We start from the raw sequence: 16,902 nt of genomic DNA, 5'->3' as shown, positions 1-16,902 counted from the left end.
GTCGGCGCCGTCGCGAACAACCCCACAGTTCGCGACGGCGCCGAGCCGAAAACCCTAGTCTTCGCGGATACACGCCACCGACGGCACACCATCGCGCGCCAGCCCGTGCGTGTCTCCCGCAAAACCGGGGAATTCATCGGCAATCGCCGACTCGACCACCAGGTAGTCGACCATCCGCTGGGTCACCCGCTCACCGGGCACCACCAGCGGAATCCCCGGCGGGTACGGCGTTAGCAGCACCGCGGTGATGCGCCCCGCTAACTCAGGCAGCGGCACATGCTCTACCTTCCCCGAGGTCATCGCGGTCCACGCATCCGCCGGCAGCATCGCCATCTCGGGGTCGTCGAGATAAATATCGGTCGATAGGTTCGCGAAGTCGGTTTCGCGGTAGCGTTCGTGCATCGCCTGGCACAGATCCGCCAGCCCGCGCCCGCGATAGCTTGGCTCTTCGGCGCAGAATCGCGGCATTACCCGCTCGAGCGGCGCGTTCTCGTCAAAGGCGCGCTTGAACCGGTGCAGCTCGGCAATCAGCGTGTTCCAACGCCCCTTGGTCACACCGATCGTGAACAACACAAACAGGCTGTACAGCCCGATCTTCTCAACCACGATGCCGTGCTCGGCGAGGTACTTCGCCAGCACCGGCCCCGGAATCCCAATCTCGCCAAACGAGCCGTCAAGGTTCAGACCGGGCGTGGTGAGCGTCACCTTCAGCGGGTCGAGCATCGTGAACTCGTTATCCACCGAGTCACCAAAGCCGTGCCAGGCATCCTGCGGCCGCAGCAACCAGTCGTTACGGTCGAGCTGATCGGCACCCTGCGAGGTTTCGGGGCCCCACACCTCGAACCACCAATCGCCGGGTTCGCGCTCGGCGCCGATACGGGTGATGGCGCGGCGGAACTCGAGCGCTTCGGTAATGGCTTCGCCCACCAGCGCCCGGCCACCAACCCCGCGCATCATCTCGGCCGAAACATCACAGCTGGCAATGATCGCGTACTGCGGCGAGGTGGAGGTGTGGATGAGATACGACTCGTTGAAAATCTCGCGGTCGAGCTGGCGGGTGGCCGAGTCTTGCACCAGCACCTGCGAGGCCTGCGAAAGCCCGGCGAGCAGTTTGTGGGTCGACTGTGTGGCATACACGAGCGACGATTCGGTGCGCTCGGCAGTGTTGTCGACGGCGTGCATTTCGCGGTACAGCTCGTGGAATGCGGCGTGGGGCACCCAGGCCTCATCGAAGTGCAGCGCCTCGACATGCCCGTCGAGGGTGCGCTTAATTTCGTTGGCGTTGTAGAGGATGCCGTCATAGGTCGACTGCGTCAGCGACAAAATCTTGGGCGTTGCGTCGGGGTTGTCAACCAGCGGATGGTTGCGGATGCGTTCGCGGATCGCTTCGGGATCGAACTCGCTGCGAGGAATGGGGCCAATAATGCCGGCTCGGTTGCGGGTGGGGTGTAGATAGATTGGCACGGCGCCGGTCAGCATCAGGCTGTGCAGGATCGACTTGTGGCAGTTGCGGTCAACCAGCACCACATCGCCGCGGTTCACGCACGAGTTCCACACGACCTTGTTCGAGGTGGAGGTGCCGTTAGTCACAAAAAACAGGTGGTCGGCGCGGAAGGTTTCGCTGGCGCGCTGTTCTGATTCGGCGATTGGCCCCGAGTGGTCGAGCAGCTGACCGAGTTCTTTCACCGAGCTCGACACATCGGTGCGCAGCATGTTTTCGCCAAAAAACCCGTGGAAGAGCGTGCCCACCGGCGACTTCAAAAAAGCGGTGCCGCCCGAGTGGCCGGGGGAGTGCCACGAGTAGGCGCCGTCGTTTGAATAGTGAATGAGCGACTTGAAAAACGGCGGCGCAAGTTCGCGCAAATAGTTGGCGGCTTCGCGCTGGATGGTGCGCGCCGCGAATGCCGGCGTGTCTTCGTGTGCGTTGACGACGCCTTCGATTTCACTGAGCACCTCGACGGGGATGCGGCGAGCGGTGAGCTGTTCGCCATACAGATACATCGGGATGCGTTCGTTCTGTCCCCGCACCACCGCGACGAACTCGCGCAGCGCATCCATATGCCGGTCGTCCTCACTGGTCATAGCTCGGGGATCAACCACGTACACCACCGCCGAGTTGTCGGTGGTGAGGCGGCCGAATGCGTTGGCGTCGTCAACCGTGTGGATGTGTTCAACGGTGGTGCCCGAATCACGCAGGGCGGTTTCGAGCGCGTCGAGTGCCGCCCAGGTTTCGGGAGCTGGCTGCACCGAGTTGGTGACGATCGCGATGGGGAAGTCGATGGTCATGTCGTGCCTTCGCGGTGGGTGGTAACCGGGTGGGTTACTGGTGGATGGATGCACAGCCTCTTTGCCATGCGTCAGCAGCCTAGCGTGAAATGTGAACGCCGTTCGCCTAGTTTCCTGAGGTGTCGGCCGGTGTTTTGGGTGCGTCTGCGTGCGTGTGCACAAGCTGAACGTGATGGTCGAGTGCGCTGGCACTAAGGCGGCGTTTCAATTACCGGTGTAGTTTCGATGCAGTGCATCCGTCAGCGTCGACCACCGTGTGGCGAGCGTAAACGCGGATCCGCATCATTTGGAACTTTAGAGAGGCACAGATGAGCTACCCCACCGAAGCAGAACTGCTCGCCAAACTCCCCACGCAGCTGTACATCAACGGCGAATGGGTTGACGGCGAGAACGAACCGTTCAGCGTTTACGACCCGGCCACCGGTGAAGAACTGGTCAAGGTCGCGAACGCCACCCCCGCTCAGGCAAAGGCAGCTCTTGACGCTGCGGTCGCGGTTAAGGACGAGTGGGCACGCACCACTCCGCGTCACCGCTCCGACCTGCTGCGCGCGGCATTCGACAAGATCAACGAGATGCGCGACGAGTTTGCGCTGCTGATGACTCTCGAAATGGGTAAGCCGCTCAATGAATCGCAGGGTGAGGTCACCTACGGCGCCGAGTATGTGCGCTGGTTCTCAGAGCAGGCACCGCGCGTGCTCGGCCGCTACGGCTCGACCCCCGAGGGCAACGCCCGCATGATCGTTTCGAAGCACCCGGTGGGCCCCTGCTTCCTCATCACCCCGTGGAACTTCCCGCTGGCGATGGCCACCCGCAAGATCGCTCCGGCGCTTGCGGCCGGTAACACCTGCGTGGTGAAGCCCGCATCGCTCACCCCGCTGACCACGCTGCTGTTCGTGAAGGTGCTCGAAGAGGTCGGCGTTCCCGCCGGTGTGGTCAACGTCATCACTTCGCGCGACACCGCCGGTGTGTCGAACCAGATCATGGAAGACCCGCGCCTGCGCAAGGTTTCGTTCACCGGTTCGACGCCGGTGGGTGTTGGCCTGCTCAAGAAGGCTGCCGACAACGTGCTGCGCTCGTCGATGGAGCTTGGCGGCAACGCACCGTTCGTGGTGTTTGAAGACGCCGACCTCGACAAGGCGGTTGAGGGTGTGCTCGCCGCGAAGTTCCGTAACATCGGCCAGGCCTGCACCGCAGCGAACCGCATCTACGTGCACTCGTCGGTTGCTGGTGAGTTCGCGAAGCGTGTTGGTGAAAAGGTTGCCGCCTACAAGATGGGCCGCGGCACCGAGGATGGTGTGGTGATCGGCCCGCTCGTCGAACAGAAAGCGGTCGACAAGGTTGACTCGCTCGTGCAGGATGCAATCGCTCGCGGTGCCGAGGTGGTCACCGGTGCCAAGCGTGGCGAGGGCGCTGGTTTCTTCTACGAGGCGACCGTGCTTAACAACGTGTCACCGGATGCGGGCGTGTGCCGTGAAGAGATCTTCGGCCCGGTGCTGCCGATCGTGCAATTCGACACCGAAGACGAAGCGGTTGAGCTCGCCAACGGTTCGGAGTACGGCCTCATGTCGTACGTCTACACCGAGAACTTCTCGCGGGGCCAGCGCATGATGGATCGCATCGAGGCGGGCATGATGGGCCTGAACGTCGGTGTGCTTTCGAACGCCGCCGCGCCGTTCGGTGGCGTGAAGGCTTCGGGCCTGGGTAAGGAGGGTTCGTTCGAGGGTATCGAGGAGTACCTCAACACGAAGTACACCGCGGTTCCCGACCCCTTCGCCGACCAGTAGTTCGGTAGTGCGAATCGCCCGCGGTCAGGCAGCCTCGAGTTGTCGGCCGCGGGCGGTTTCTCGTTGCGGTATGACTTTGCTGGATGCGCACGGCCCGCCAGCTTGGCCGCATCTATCAGCCGGCATAGGCCAGCCGGTGCCCCGCATCCATCGCATCCAGATCGCCATCGTGACCGGCACGCGCAGCCCGCCTGCCGAGCACATAGGCATACGCCAAATAGGTCAACAGCGCCACCGCGCCGATACCGATCTTCACAGCCCAGGGCCAGTCTTGACGGGTCACGAACCCCTCGATCAGCCCCGAGATGAGCAGGAAGATGGTGGTGCCGATCGCCGCGATAACCAGGGTCCGTCCCGCGATCCCAGCGCTCACCAGTCGGGGTTGTGACCCCGGCACAACGAGCGACCAAAACACCGCGAAGCCGGTGCCGGCGGCAACAAAAATCATTGTGAGTTCGAGCAGCCCGTGCGGGGCAATCCACAAAAAGAACGCGTCCAGGTGGCCAAAGTGCGCCAATATGGCAGCCGATGTGCCCAACGCAACCCCGTTTTGTATCAGCATCACGATAGGGAAAAGGCCGGTGAAACCGAACGCGATACAGATCGCGGCAATCCAGGCGTTATTGGTGAACACCCGCGCTGCGAACGCGGTTTCGCTGTACTCCGAGTAGTAGTTGATGAAGTCGTCTTCGGCGTACTGTTTTAGGCCGGCTTCAGTTCCGTAAAACTGCAGCAGTTCGGGATGGAGCTGGTGCCAGAAAAACGAACCGACAGCAACCAGCACCGTGAACAGCGCGGCGGCGAGTGTCCACCAGCGTGCCCGGTAAAGCGAAGCTGGCAGCTGCTCGACAAAAAACTCCTGCAGCGTCACAAGCGGGTTGCGGCGCACGCGCGTGAACCGCATCCGCGCCTTCGACATGAGCACCGATAGCGCGGCCGTTTGGGTCGAATCTCCATAGGTGGTGCGCATGGCAGAAATATCGCTGGCGCCCGATTGGTAGCGGGCGATGAGTTCGTCAGCCTCAACACCGGTGAGCTCGCGCTTGTCGGCGAGCTGTCGCAACCGCTCCCATTCTGCCCGCCGGGCCTCGGCGTAAATGTCCATGTCCATGTGATGCAATCTTTTCATGACTACACGAGCGGACGCTGTTGGTTTGCCGATGGATGCAGATGAGGTCATCGTCGGTGAGGGTGTTGCGCTGTCGGTTCCGCCCGCGGGGTTCTTGCTGCGGGCACTGGGATCGATTATCGATGTGGCGCTCATCGCGGTGGGCTACCTGCTGAGCCTGTGGTTGCTGTGGATGTTTCTGATTGCTTGGATGACTGATACCGGCACCATGATTGAAGACGCCTGGATTCCAGTGTTCATGATCATTTGGGCCGTGTTTTGGGCCCTGGTGGTGCCAGTCACGATTGAAACGCTCTCGCACGGCCGTTCTTTGGGGAAGCTCGTGGCGGGCATCCGAGTGGTGCGCTTGGATGGCGGCTCGATTAATTTCCGGCACGCATTTGTGCGCGGGCTAACCGGAGTCGTCGAGATTTTCATGAGTTTCGGCTCGATTGCGGCGCTGGTGGGGGTGCTCACCCCACGCGGTCAGCGTGTGGGTGATCTGCTCGCTGGCACCTATGCGCAGCTGGAGCGGCTGCCGCGGCCGCAGTCGCTGGCGCTGATGTTGCCGCCGGGGCTTGAGCGTTGGGCAGCGGTGGCGGATGTTTCGAGGCTTCCCGACCCGATTGTGCGGCGCATCCGCGACTTTTTCTTGCAGGCCGAAAAGCTGACCCCGGCCGCCCGTAGTGCCCTGGCGGCCGATCTGGCTCGGCAGGCGAAACCCTATGTGCATCCGGTGCCGGATGTGGGTGCCGAGGTGTTCTTGGTAGCGGTTACGGTGGTGCGCCGCGAGCGTGAGCGTCGCGCACTCGAAGCCCGAGCACGCCGCATCAACCGCCTCACCCCAACCCTTGAACAGCTGCCGTATCACCTCGAAAACCGCGGTTAGTGGTTTTCGAGCAAACCGGCACCGTGAAAAACGGGGCTTCCTACAGCCGCCCGGCTTTTTTCAACTCGAGGTACTTGTCGGCCAGTCGGGGCGGCAAATCCAGTGGCGGCGCCGAAATTGGCACGGCACCCGACTGTGTAATCGCCATCGCAACACGGCGCGCATCCAGGTTGGCTCGCTCGGCAGCCGCGGCTCGCAGCACCTGCTCACGGTCGCCCAGTGCGGTCACCAGTTCGCTCACGCTCGGGTCGCTTGCCGAGGCAACCACCACGAGGTGCTTGCGAGTGATGTCGGGCAACATCTCAAATAGCGGCCGCGATGCAGCCGCGTGCTCGGCGGTGGTGAGCAGCACCACGAGTGCCCGCTGCGTGGTGGCCCCACGCACCAGTCGTGGAATGTCTTCCCACGCGGTTTCGATAAGTTCGGGTTCGACGGTTGCCATCGACTCGACCATTTTCGAGAGCAGAGTGGCGCCGCTGGCACTATGCACCCGCGCCCGCACCCGGCGATCGTAGGCGATCAGCGATACCCGGTCGCCGGCCTGGTTGGCGAGTGCAGCCAGCAGCAGCGATGCCTCGATTGCGGTGTCGAGGCGGGTTTCGTCACCGACGCGGGTTGCGGCGGTGCGCCCGGTGTCGATAACAATAATGACCTGTCGGTCGCGTTCGGGCCGCCAGGTGCGCACCACGAGGTCTTGTTTGCGAGCGGTGGCCCGCCAATCGATCGAACGCACGTCATCGCCGCGCACATAGTCGCGCAGCGAATCAAACTCGGTGCCCTGACCGCGCACCTGCAGTGTGGTGGCGCCGTCGAGTTCACGAAGCCGCATTACTCGTGACGGCAAATGCCGTCTCGACTCGAACGGTGGCAGCACCCGCACCCGGCCCGGTGCGCTTATAGTGGCCTGACGTGCCAACAGCTGCATGGGTCCCCAAGATCGGATCACCACACCCGCGGTGGTGCGGTCGCCACGACGCCAAGGATGCAGCATGTGCGTGATTGCTCGACGCTCGCCGGACGGAATGGTGACCCGCTCGCGCATCCGGCCGGCACCGGCCGAAGGCTCCCACAGGTCACGCAGCTGTGCGTGCATCCCGCGCCCAAGATTGGTGACGAGCACGCGCGATTCAACCGGCTCACCGAACCGCACCCGGCCAGGAAGCTCACGATCAATGCGCACCTTTCGCGCCGGTGCCGCCAAACTCAGATCGATTAACCCCAGCAGCAGCCAGCAGCCGACCACCGCGCCGAGAGTGCCAAAAGCACTGCCCGGTGCATCCCCGAACATCACCAGCGGGATGAGCCCAACGAGCAGGAGGGCCGCGTAGAGAGGACTGATTGCCACTAGACCGGCACCTGCACCTGCTGCATGATCGATGCGAGCACCGAGTCAGCCGAGACTCCCTCGAGCTCGGCCTCGGGTTCGAGCGCGATACGGTGTCGCCACACCGGCTGCACCAGGTGCTGAACGTGGTCGGGAGTCACGGCGGGGTAGCCGTGCAAATAGGCGAGGGCTTTAGCGGCTCGCAGCAGCATGGTGGCACCACGCGGCGAAACGCCCATTCGCACCGACGGTGATTGTCTGGTGGCTCGGGCCAGGTCGACCATATAGGCGAGGATTTCGGGAGTGGTCTGCACTTGCTGCGAGGCCTGCTGTGCCTGCAGAATCTCTTCGCGATCGATCACGGCCTGCACCCCGGCGGTGTTGAGGTTGCGCGGTGAAAAACCGGCGGCGTGACGGCGCAGCACCTCAAACTCGGCATCGCGCGGCGGCAGGTCGAGCACGAGCTTCATGAGGAAGCGGTCGAGCTGCGCTTCCGGTAGCGAATAGGTGCCCTCGAACTCGATGGGGTTCATAGTGGCGGCAACCATGAACGGTTCGGGTAGCGGTCGGGTGACACCGTCGGCCGATACCTGTCGTTCTTCCATCGCCTCGAGCAACGACGACTGGGTTTTTGGTGGGGTGCGGTTGATTTCGTCGGCGAGCAGCAGATTGGTGAATACCGGCCCCTCACGGAAGTCGAACTCGCCGGTGCGGTTGTCGTACACGAGTGAACCGGTGACATCACCGGGCATCAGGTCGGGTGTGAACTGCACGCGTTTGGTGTCGAGATTGAGTGCCTGACTGAGCGTGCGCACCAGCAGGGTTTTTGCGGTGCCGGGCACGCCCTCGAGCAGTACGTGTCCACCCGACAGTAGCGCCACCAGCACGCCTTCCACGGCCTCATCCTGGCCGACGACGGCCTTACCGACTTCGGCGCGTACCTGCGCGAGTTGGTTACGAATTGAATCGGTCATCTGGGTTCCTTCGCTGTCGAAGTGGGGCGGGAGTGGTGGGGGTGTCGCTGGTGATGCTGCCACGATGCGCGGTTTCGCGGCCGACGGCGGCGCGCACCCGGCGTTCGAGTTCGGCGCAGGCGTTGGCCAGGTCGACTAGCTCGCGGGAGCTTTCGGGGATGCGCGTGAGGAGCACCCCGTGCGCGTGCTCGCGGGGCACGTTTGCGAGCGCGGCGCAGGCGTCGGCCACTGCGCCGGCAGTGCTATTGCTGCCGAGCCCGGCGAGGTTGGCAATGCGGTCGATGGTGCCGATGCGGATGGCGTCGAGCGCGTGGGTGTGGGCGTTTGCCTGCCCGTAGAGGCGGGCGCGACCCTCGATGGTTTCGTTGGCGGGCACGGCTACCGGCAGACGTTCAGCAACCAGCGGGCCGAAGCGGCGGCCGTAGGCCAGGCAGGCGGTGATGCCGGCGATGATGAGCAGGATTGTTGCCGGTAGCTGCCACTGCGGCACATAGGCCGAGCGTGCGGTCTGTTCGGGCAGGTCTTTCAGGCTCGGAACATACCAGATGAGGTTGGGTTGTTCGCCGAGCAGATTGATCGCCATCGCCGCATTGGCATCGGTGGCGAGGTGTTCGTTAGTGAGCACGAGGGGTTGACCGACCACCGTCACTTTTGCGGCGGCGCCGTCGCCGGTGCCGGTCACGAGCGCGTAGCCGTGTTTACCGGGGTAGCAGCCGTGTACCTGGGCGGCGGGGGAGTACCCGCTGCCGCCCGTAGCCGTGATGTGTGGGGCACGGTTACCGAGGGCGGGGCAGTCGTCGCCAGCGGGCAACGGGTGCTCGGCGTCAGGTTCTTGTGTGCCAGCAACCTGTGCCACATCTTTCAGTGACTGTCGGGCCGTGTAGTTGGGGGAGAGCACGATGAGATGGTCGACATTGAGCTGCCGGATGCGCTCCCAGTCGTCGCTGTCGAGAAGCGACGACGTGTCAGACACGACGAGTGTGGTACGCGCGGTAATGGCACCTTCAGCGTCATCGAGTGAGTCGGTTTGCTGCACGGTGACACCGCGCTCTTGCAGCACTGAAACGAGTGCTTTGGTGCCTTTTGGATGCGGGGAATCAGGGCTGAGGGGGGTGCTGGCAGCACCGCTGAACTGGGCGCTGCCGATCAGCATGGTCACGAGCGTGACCAGCGCCAATCCGACACCGATATAGATCCATGCGGATGATTTGCGCCACCACTGGCGCGGAGTTGGTGAGAGCACGGCGTTGGGTTCGACGGTGTCGGCCTGGGGCATCGAGTGGGTGGTCGTCGCGGTGGCGGGGGTCACGGTGTCCTCGCTGTGGTGCTAGCGCCGACTGCGCTGAGTTCAGCCATATTGGGCCGGGACGATTCGAGTCGCTCATCCAATGCTCGCAGCGCGTTGTACCCCGCACGGGTACCGGCGGCGTTGAGGTAGCGCACCTCATCGAAACGGTCAGCTGCCCGGTGCAGCTCGTGCGTTTCACTGGGGAAAACTCGCACCGCGGCAACGGCGACACCCTGCGCGGTGGTGCCGGGGCGAAGGGTAATGAGGGTGCGGTCACTCAGCGCGCGCGAGATGGCTCGGAATCGTTCGGCGATCGCCAGGTTCCAGTCGCCCCGGGTCGCGGCGGCTTCGGCAGCGTTGCGAAGTTCGGTGGTTGATCGGGGATCGTCTTCGAGGAAAACCGCGCGGGGTTTGATGGCGCGCCGGGCGATTGCGCGGGGCCGGCCCAATAGTGCGAGCCCAGCGATAAGCGCGATCAGCAGCACGAGTAGCACTATCGCCCAGGGGTTGATGCCGCTGCCTTTGAAGCCGCCGTCTGCGAACAGGTTTGCTAACTGCTCCCACAGCCAGGCAAAGAACTCCTCGATAAAGTTTGGTTTCGCCTGCTGGTACTCCTGTTTGCTGAGTTCGTGCAGCACCCACTCGCGAGCCTCGGGCTCGTCGGGCGTAAGCGGGATGCTGGCGTCAGCGAACAATCTCACGACGTTCGCCCCGTGCCATTGGTGTCGCTGCCACCGGGTTGGTGTTTGTCTGCTTCGTTGACAGCGGCGTCGGTATCCGAACCCGTCTGCGTTTGGGGTGCGGCGTAGGGGGATGTGACCTGGCCGTACGGTGATTGCGGTGCAGGTTGCTGGCCCGAACCCGGTTGCTCGTATAGCGGTGCCGGGCCAGACGGGGATGCGATGGGCTGTCCCACATACGACTGGCCCGCATATGACTGATCTGGATTCGACTGGCCCGGATATGGCTGTCCTGGATATGGCTGGTCCGCGTACGGTTGACCCGGATGAGGTGGTGCGGGATAGCCAGTCGGTGGCGCCGTGTAAACCGGCTGCGGGGCATCAGGGGCGGGGCCGAGGTCTGGCGCCGTCCAGGGTTCGGGGTCAACCGGTTCACCCGCGGCGACCTGTTCGGCGGTGCGCTGCAGATGGATATTGAGCCCCTCTTTTCGCATCCGCAGATCCGTGTACAGGATGACCGCGTTGCCGCTGGTCAAGACGAGTGTCAACGTAGACACGAGCGCCGTCATCACCATCGAAATGAATGCTACGACGATAACTACACCGGTGAGCACCGGTTCCTGTCCGCTTGCAGTATCGCCGAACGGCGCGAATAGCGGGAGCAGCAGCGGCAAGAAAATAGAACTGAAGAAGCCGACCACTTGCGAGACCATGCTGATGATGAATCCGAGCAGCAGCACCGTTCCGAGCGTGCGCCAGAAGTACTTTTTCGACAGCTGCCAGCTGCGTTTGAGTGCGGCACCGGGGCCGAGGTTTTCGAGCGCGATCGCTGATGGGCCAAACAACAGTTTGATCTGAAAGAACATCAGCCCGGCAAACATCGCCAACATAAGAACAAACATGAAAACGATAACCAGCGCAATCAGCGCGGGGTTCGGATCGGTGGGGCTGGTCGAGCTGACAATCCAGAGAATCAGCAGTGCACCAAGCCCACCGGTCACCGCTATGACACAGAATTGAACGAGCCCCGTCAGCAGGATGTAACCGATCATCGCCCACATGCGTTTTGTGGCTCGCCGCCAAGCCTGGCTGAAAGTCAGTGGCCGGTTGACGGCGGCTGCCGCAACCACCTGCGCGACGATCACCTGCAGCAGCGCTGAACCGATCAAGCCGATGATGAGGCTCGGAACCATCGAGAGTACTGCCCAGAACGGAATGCCCAGCGCGATGGTGTGCCCATCGGCATCGTTCGCACTTGCTAACCGGCCACTCAACCAAAACGCCAAGATGAGCGGGCCCGCCAGCATCAGCAGTGTGGTGAGCGCATAAATGATCAGCCCCGAACCAATCGAGACCTTGGCGTTGGCGCGCAGTAGCTTGAAAGTTGAACCGAGAATCTCACCGAAACTGAGTGGCCGCAGTGGGAAAAGCCCAGGTGCCGGCGCTGCCACCCAGCCCGCCGGCCCCATTTCAGCTGCGCCGGTGTCCCAGCTTGCAGCGCTGCCATAACCGTACGACTGCGGCGGCGGCGGTGTTTGTGGCGGATAGTTTCCCTGATCAAATTGGTGCACACGGCAATGGTTGCACAGTCGGTTCCGCCATTCTCGATAACTCCACAGCTACCATTGGATGCAGATCATTCGCAGCGTGATGCGGCGCGCAGTCGAGTCAATAGGAGGTTTCATGGCCGAGCGCATTCTGGTGGTCGACGACGACACCCCATTGGCGGAGATGATTGGGATCGTGCTCGAGTCGGAAGGCTACGCTCCCGAATATTGCTCCGACGGAGCTGCCGCACTCACCAAGTTCCGCGAGCTGGATCCCGACCTGGTACTGCTCGATGTGATGCTGCCGGGTGTAGACGGCATTGAAATCTGCAAACGCATCCGCGCCGAATCTGGCGTGCCAATTATCATGCTCACCGCCAAAGCCGACACCACCGATATTGTTCGTGGTTTGGAAGTTGGCGCCGACGATTACATCGTCAAACCCTTCAACCCGAAAGAACTTGTAGCGCGAATTAAGACCAGGTTACGGGGGAACCAATCTGAGAGCCCTGATTTGATTCGAGTGGGTGATATCACCATGAACGTGGCAGCCCACGAAGTGCTGCGCGGTGACGAGCCGATTAATCTCACCCCGCTTGAATTCGACCTGCTGCTGACACTCGCCTCAAAACCGCAGAAGGTGTTCACCCGCGAGGAGCTGCTCGAACAGGTGTGGGGATACCAGTACAAATCTGATACCCGCTTGGTAAACGTGCATGTGCAGCGACTGCGGTCGAAGGTTGAACTCGACCCGGATCACCCGAAGATCGTCACCACGGTGCGCGGGGTTGGGTATCGGGCAGGACACACACCCGCGTGACCGGTAAATCAACCGAGCTGGTGCGGATTGAACTTCCCGCGAGCGCCCTTCGTGAAGACCCCAACCGTTCGCTGCTTGGTGAACCGCTACCCGGAACCTGGCTGCGTCCCACAGGCGCCTTCGCGAACCTCCGGTTTCTCTGGCGCACCTCGCTGCCATATCGGGTCACCCTGGTAGCTGTGGGGCTCACCACGCTGACCGTGCTGGTGGTTGGGCTTGTGATGGGGCACACCATTGCTCGGGATCTTTACAGCTCGCGCGTCAGCGAAATTGTGAGCGAAGTCGACCGAGCGGGAACCGTGGCGGAGGCAGCGTTCGCTGCCGGTGCCGAAAGCGACGAGATTGTGCTCACCTCGCTGCGTCAACAGGCACTGCAGGCCGCATCCGATCAGGCTCCAAACTCGCACGGCTATGCGTTTTATCGGGCACCGCAAACCACCACCACGGCCGGCCTGCAAAACATTGCCTCGGATGTGCAGGTGGCCCAGCTCATCACTCCTGAGCTGCGCACCGCCGTGCGCGGCGACAGTGAAAACCTGCACTATCAATCGGTGGCGCTACCGGGCAGCGAGGGCGACAGCCAGGTTCCCGCGGTGATCGTTGGCACCGGCGTGAACATACCCACGGTGGGCATGTTCGAGTACTACCTTGTCTACTCGCTCGAAAGTTCGCAGCAAACCCTCGATTTCGTACAGCGCACCCTCGTGGTTTCACTGGTCATCCTGGTGCTACTGGTCGCGGTAATCGTTGGCGGAATTACTCGCGCAGTCATTCGCCCCATCCGCACCGCGGCACGAGCCAGTCTCAAACTCGCCGACGGTGAGCTCAGTCAGCGCGTGCCGGTGCGCGGCGAAGACGATCTCGGGGTGCTCGCACGCTCATTCAACCGAATGGCCGATAACCTGCAGCACCAGATTGAACAGCTCGAGCATCTTTCAAAAGTGCAGCAGCGTTTCGTCTCGGATGTGTCGCATGAGCTGCGCACACCGCTCACCACCATTCGTCTTGCGGGCGGCATCGTGTATGCCCGGCGCGACGAGTTCGACAGAGCGTTTGCGCGCTCGGCCGAGCTTCTTCATGACCAGATCGGCCGGTTCGAGCTGCTGCTCAACGATCTGCTTGAAATCAGCCGCTACGACGCGGGTGCCGTTGAAGTGCTGCGCAAACCGAACAACCTCGGTGCCGTCGCTGATGATGTGATCGGTTCAATGAGCCAGGTGGCGCTCGATCACGGCGTGGAGCTCGTTTTCCTCGAACCCGACCGGCCGATCGAGGCCGAGTTTGACGAACGGCGCATCACGCGCGTGGTGCGTAACCTCATCGCCAACGCCATCGAGCACAGCGAGGGCCGGCCCATCGTCATCACCGTCGACGGTAACGCCACCGCAATCGCGATTTCGGTGCGCGACTACGGGGTGGGTATGGCCCCGGGCCAGGTTGAGCATGTCTTTGAACGTTTCTGGCGGGCCGATCCCTCGCGTAAACGCACTATGGGCGGGTCAGGTCTGGGCCTGGCTATCTCGCAGGAAGATGCCCAGCTGCATGGTGGGTGGCTGCAGGTGTGGTCGAGGCCGGGTAGGGGGTCAAACTTCCGCCTCACCCTGCCGCGCACAGTCGGTGACAGCATCGTCTCGTCACCGCTACCGCTCGAGCCCGAGGATGCCGGCGCCGAAACATTCCACACACCCAGCTACTGGGGCTATGTTGTGCGGCGTATCGGTGCGGTCGATGACCCCGACCTGCCCGAAACCAGCAACCACACTCCGAACGCTGGCGAACCGTCTACGGCACCAGCATCCGACACCAGCGAGCTTCAGGGAGATTCGCAATGAAACGCACGGTGCGTCTAACTGCGCTCGCATTGGCCGGCACCATGGCGCTAGCGGGATGCGCGACAATCCCAATGGAAGGGCCGGTTGAACGTGCCCGCCATGTCGCACAAGAGCGCGAGCAGGGAGTGCGCTACTTCCCGGCCGGGCCACTCGCCGGTGGCAGCCGTGAAGAGATCGTGCAGGGCTTCCTCGACGCCGGCACCGGTGTGCAGGACGATTTTGCCGTGGCACGCGATTTTCTGGCCGCAGACGCCGCCAAACAGTGGCGCCCCGAGCAGCGCACCATCGTGGCCGGTGGCCAAGCATCCATGAAAACCCTCGCATCCAATCTCGTTGAGGTGACGCTGCCGAGCTACGGAGAAGTTGACGCCGACGGGAACTACACGTTCTATGTGCAGCCTAAGAGCGTGACGCTGCGGTTTAGCCTGGCGCAGATCGACGGTGAGTGGCGCATCCAAGACGCACCCGACGCGATTGTGCTGCAGCGACAGACCTTCGTCGACCTCTACCGCTCACTCACTCTCGAATACTTCGACAGCCAGTTCACCTACACCACCGGTGATCTGCGCTGGGTGATGATCAACCGTGACGAGGCCACCCGAGCCGCCAAGTTGCTACTTGAAGGGCCCAACGAGTGGCTGGCGCAGGGCGGGGCGGTGCGCAGTGCGATTCCGAAGGGGGTGCGCCTGCTCGAACCGGTGCGGCGCGAGGGCAACACCGCGATCGTCAATCTGAGTGATGAAATCTCGCAGATGCCGCCCGATCAGCTCAGCCTGGTGCGCCTGCAATTCGAGCACACCCTCAAACCAGTGCTCGAGGTGGGTGCGGTCGACATTCAAGTGAACGGTGCCAAACTTGATGTGCCGCTTCCCCAACCCGACCGAGTGCTGCGTGAAACCGAGGTGAAATCGGCCCCGCTGGTGGCCCAGGGCCAACAGATCGGCTACCTCTACGGCAGCGAGCTACGCGAACCCGAGGGAGCGAAGAACGTCGAGTCGGTGGTGGTTGACCGACAGGTGATCCGCGGGGCTATGTCGCTCTCGCGTGAAACCGCGGCGCTGCTCACGAAGGATGCGACCCTGGCGATGCGTTTCTCAGACACCGAACCGCAGCTTATCGACACGCGCCCCGGCCAGATCGAACCAGCGCTCGATAACTGGGACTACGTGTGGACGCAGTCGACCGAGCAGACCGGCGTGTGGGTGACCAAGATCGGTGATTCAAACGCCGTTGAAATTGAGTTGCCCGATGACGTGCGGGAAGATTTCATTTCGTTCCAGCCCTCCCGCGACGGCGTTCGCATGGCTTTCTTATTCAAGGAAGGCGACCGTATCGTGCTGGCAATCTGTCCGATTCAGCGTGACAGCGATGGTGCGCCGGTGGGCTTTGGCGAACCGATGCTAATGAAAATGCCCGGCTCGGCGGCCGCCGATGTTGCCTGGGTTGAACAGAACACGGTGGCCATGCTGGTTGATGTACCCGATGGCTCAACGGATGTGCGTATCTATCGCGTTGGTGGCGAACTCACCTCACTCGGCACCATCCAGGATGCGGTGCAGGTGTCGGGTTCGAACTCACTCGCCGGGATGCGCATCATCGACCGCAATGGCACGCTCTATGCCTCCCGCGGTACGGGTTGGCGATCGAACGCGGCCACCGTCAGCTTCCTTTTCGCGCAGGAGTAGGGCGGTGCTCGGGCAGCGCTGGGTTGACAGCGCGCGGGATGCGTTGGGGATGCTTTTCCCGGTGCGCTGCGCCGGCTGCGGCCGGCCAGATCGCGGCGTCTGCGCGCAGTGTCGGGCGGCGCTGGGCACCACGAGACCCGCATCAGAACTGCTCGCTCCGGAACTCCCGCTGGTCACTTCGGTGAACTATGACGAGCGGATAAAACGCATCATCGACGCCTATAAAGAACGTGGTCGCGTAGATGCGGCTGCGGTGCTTGCGCCGCTTTTACGGCAGTCGATTGCGGCGCTGGTGCAGCGGCAGTGGTCGCTAGCAAACTCGGGTGGGTTGCTGCTGGTGCCAGTGCCGTCAACACGCGCAGCTACCGCCAGGCGCGGCTATGACCACCTGCAGCTACTCGCGCAGCGGGCGCTACCGCGAGCAAAAACCGTGTCGCTGTTGCGCGCGGTGAGAAAGGTGCAAGACCAGTCGACGCTGAGCCGGGATGCTCGTGAACAAAACCTGCACGCAGCGCTGGTGGCACATCCCTCGGTGGCGGGCCAGCGCTGCATCGTGATTGACGATCTGGTGACCACCGGGGCTACCGTTCGTGAGGCGGTGCGGGCGCTGCGCACGGCCGGTGGGAAGCCACTGGGGGTGGCCGCAATTGCCCGCGTGGTGAAGCACTACGGCTGAGTTCGCAAC

13 protein-coding genes are annotated in these 16,902 nt (G+C 62.8%); 6 read left to right on the top strand and 7 right to left on the bottom strand.

From position 1 onward, the window contains the following. Positions 1-54: 54 nt before the first annotated feature. Positions 55-2,286, bottom strand: a complete 2,232-nt coding sequence (locus RQ865_RS04135) for an Orn/Lys/Arg decarboxylase N-terminal domain-containing protein (RefSeq protein WP_311477779.1) — start codon at positions 2,284-2,286, stop codon at positions 55-57. Positions 2,287-2,594: 308 nt separating this feature from the next. Here RQ865_RS04135 and RQ865_RS04130 point away from each other — a divergent pair, with 308 nt between their 5' ends. Next, complete coding sequence (locus tag RQ865_RS04130; protein WP_311477777.1) at positions 2,595-4,070, top strand: NAD-dependent succinate-semialdehyde dehydrogenase; 1,476 nt, start codon at positions 2,595-2,597, stop codon at positions 4,068-4,070. Positions 4,071-4,185: 115 nt separating this feature from the next. Here RQ865_RS04130 and RQ865_RS04125 read toward each other — a convergent pair whose 3' ends face one another. Continuing rightward, complete coding sequence (locus RQ865_RS04125; RefSeq protein WP_311477775.1) at positions 4,186-5,181, bottom strand: stage II sporulation protein M; 996 nt, start codon at positions 5,179-5,181, stop codon at positions 4,186-4,188. Between the two features lie 16 nt (positions 5,182-5,197). On the opposite strand from RQ865_RS04125, the gene RQ865_RS04120 reads away from it, so the two are divergent. Beyond that, a complete protein-coding gene (locus tag RQ865_RS04120) occupies positions 5,198-6,067 on the top strand; it encodes an RDD family protein (RefSeq protein WP_311477774.1) in 870 nt (289 codons plus the stop codon). 40 nt (positions 6,068-6,107) lie between these two features. On the opposite strand, the gene RQ865_RS04115 is transcribed toward RQ865_RS04120, so the two are convergent. From RQ865_RS04115 to RQ865_RS04095, 5 genes are read right to left on the bottom strand one after another with little or no spacing between them, the layout of a single operon-like run. Beyond that, the gene (locus RQ865_RS04115) at positions 6,108-7,412 is read right to left on the bottom strand and encodes a DUF58 domain-containing protein (protein WP_311477773.1); all 1,305 of its coding nucleotides are present in this window, start codon (positions 7,410-7,412) and stop codon (positions 6,108-6,110) included. Then, positions 7,412-8,365 (bottom strand): MoxR family ATPase, encoded by a 954-nt coding sequence (locus RQ865_RS04110; RefSeq protein WP_311477771.1) that lies wholly within the window; start codon positions 8,363-8,365, stop codon positions 7,412-7,414. The genes RQ865_RS04115 and RQ865_RS04110 overlap by 1 nt, the downstream gene beginning before the upstream one ends. Next, positions 8,346-9,674: a DUF4350 domain-containing protein gene (locus RQ865_RS04105; RefSeq protein WP_311477769.1), complete on the bottom strand. Its 1,329-nt coding sequence runs from the start codon at positions 9,672-9,674 to the stop codon at positions 8,346-8,348. Before RQ865_RS04105 ends, RQ865_RS04110 begins: the two co-directional genes overlap by 20 nt. Continuing rightward, positions 9,671-10,354, bottom strand: a complete 684-nt coding sequence (locus RQ865_RS04100; RefSeq protein ID WP_311477767.1) for a DUF4129 domain-containing protein — start codon at positions 10,352-10,354, stop codon at positions 9,671-9,673. The genes RQ865_RS04105 and RQ865_RS04100 overlap by 4 nt, the downstream gene beginning before the upstream one ends. Next, entirely contained in the window at positions 10,351-11,904 is a 1,554-nt protein-coding gene (locus RQ865_RS04095; protein WP_311477765.1) for a hypothetical protein, read from the bottom strand. Before RQ865_RS04095 ends, RQ865_RS04100 begins: the two co-directional genes overlap by 4 nt. A 112-nt stretch (positions 11,905-12,016) precedes the next feature. On the opposite strand from RQ865_RS04095, the gene mtrA reads away from it, so the two are divergent. The 4 genes from mtrA to RQ865_RS04075 are packed head-to-tail and all read left to right on the top strand — an operon-like array spanning position 12,017 to position 16,893. Next, positions 12,017-12,700, top strand: a complete 684-nt coding sequence (gene mtrA, locus RQ865_RS04090; RefSeq protein ID WP_311477763.1) for an MtrAB system response regulator MtrA — start codon at positions 12,017-12,019, stop codon at positions 12,698-12,700. Then, a complete protein-coding gene (mtrB, locus tag RQ865_RS04085) occupies positions 12,697-14,532 on the top strand; it encodes an MtrAB system histidine kinase MtrB (RefSeq protein ID WP_311477760.1) in 1,836 nt (611 codons plus the stop codon). Before mtrA ends, mtrB begins: the two co-directional genes overlap by 4 nt. After that, a complete protein-coding gene (locus RQ865_RS04080) occupies positions 14,529-16,217 on the top strand; it encodes an LpqB family beta-propeller domain-containing protein (protein ID WP_311477758.1) in 1,689 nt (562 codons plus the stop codon). Before mtrB ends, RQ865_RS04080 begins: the two co-directional genes overlap by 4 nt. 4 nt (positions 16,218-16,221) lie before the next feature. Continuing rightward, positions 16,222-16,893 (top strand): phosphoribosyltransferase family protein, encoded by a 672-nt coding sequence (locus RQ865_RS04075; protein WP_311477756.1) that lies wholly within the window; start codon positions 16,222-16,224, stop codon positions 16,891-16,893. Positions 16,894-16,902 lie beyond the last annotated feature (9 nt).

Origin of the sequence: uncultured Gulosibacter sp. (genome assembly GCF_963509965.1) — a bacterium.
Lineage (GTDB): Bacteria > Actinomycetota > Actinomycetes > Actinomycetales > Microbacteriaceae > Gulosibacter.
This window is presented reverse-complemented; position numbering and strand designations above follow the sequence as displayed.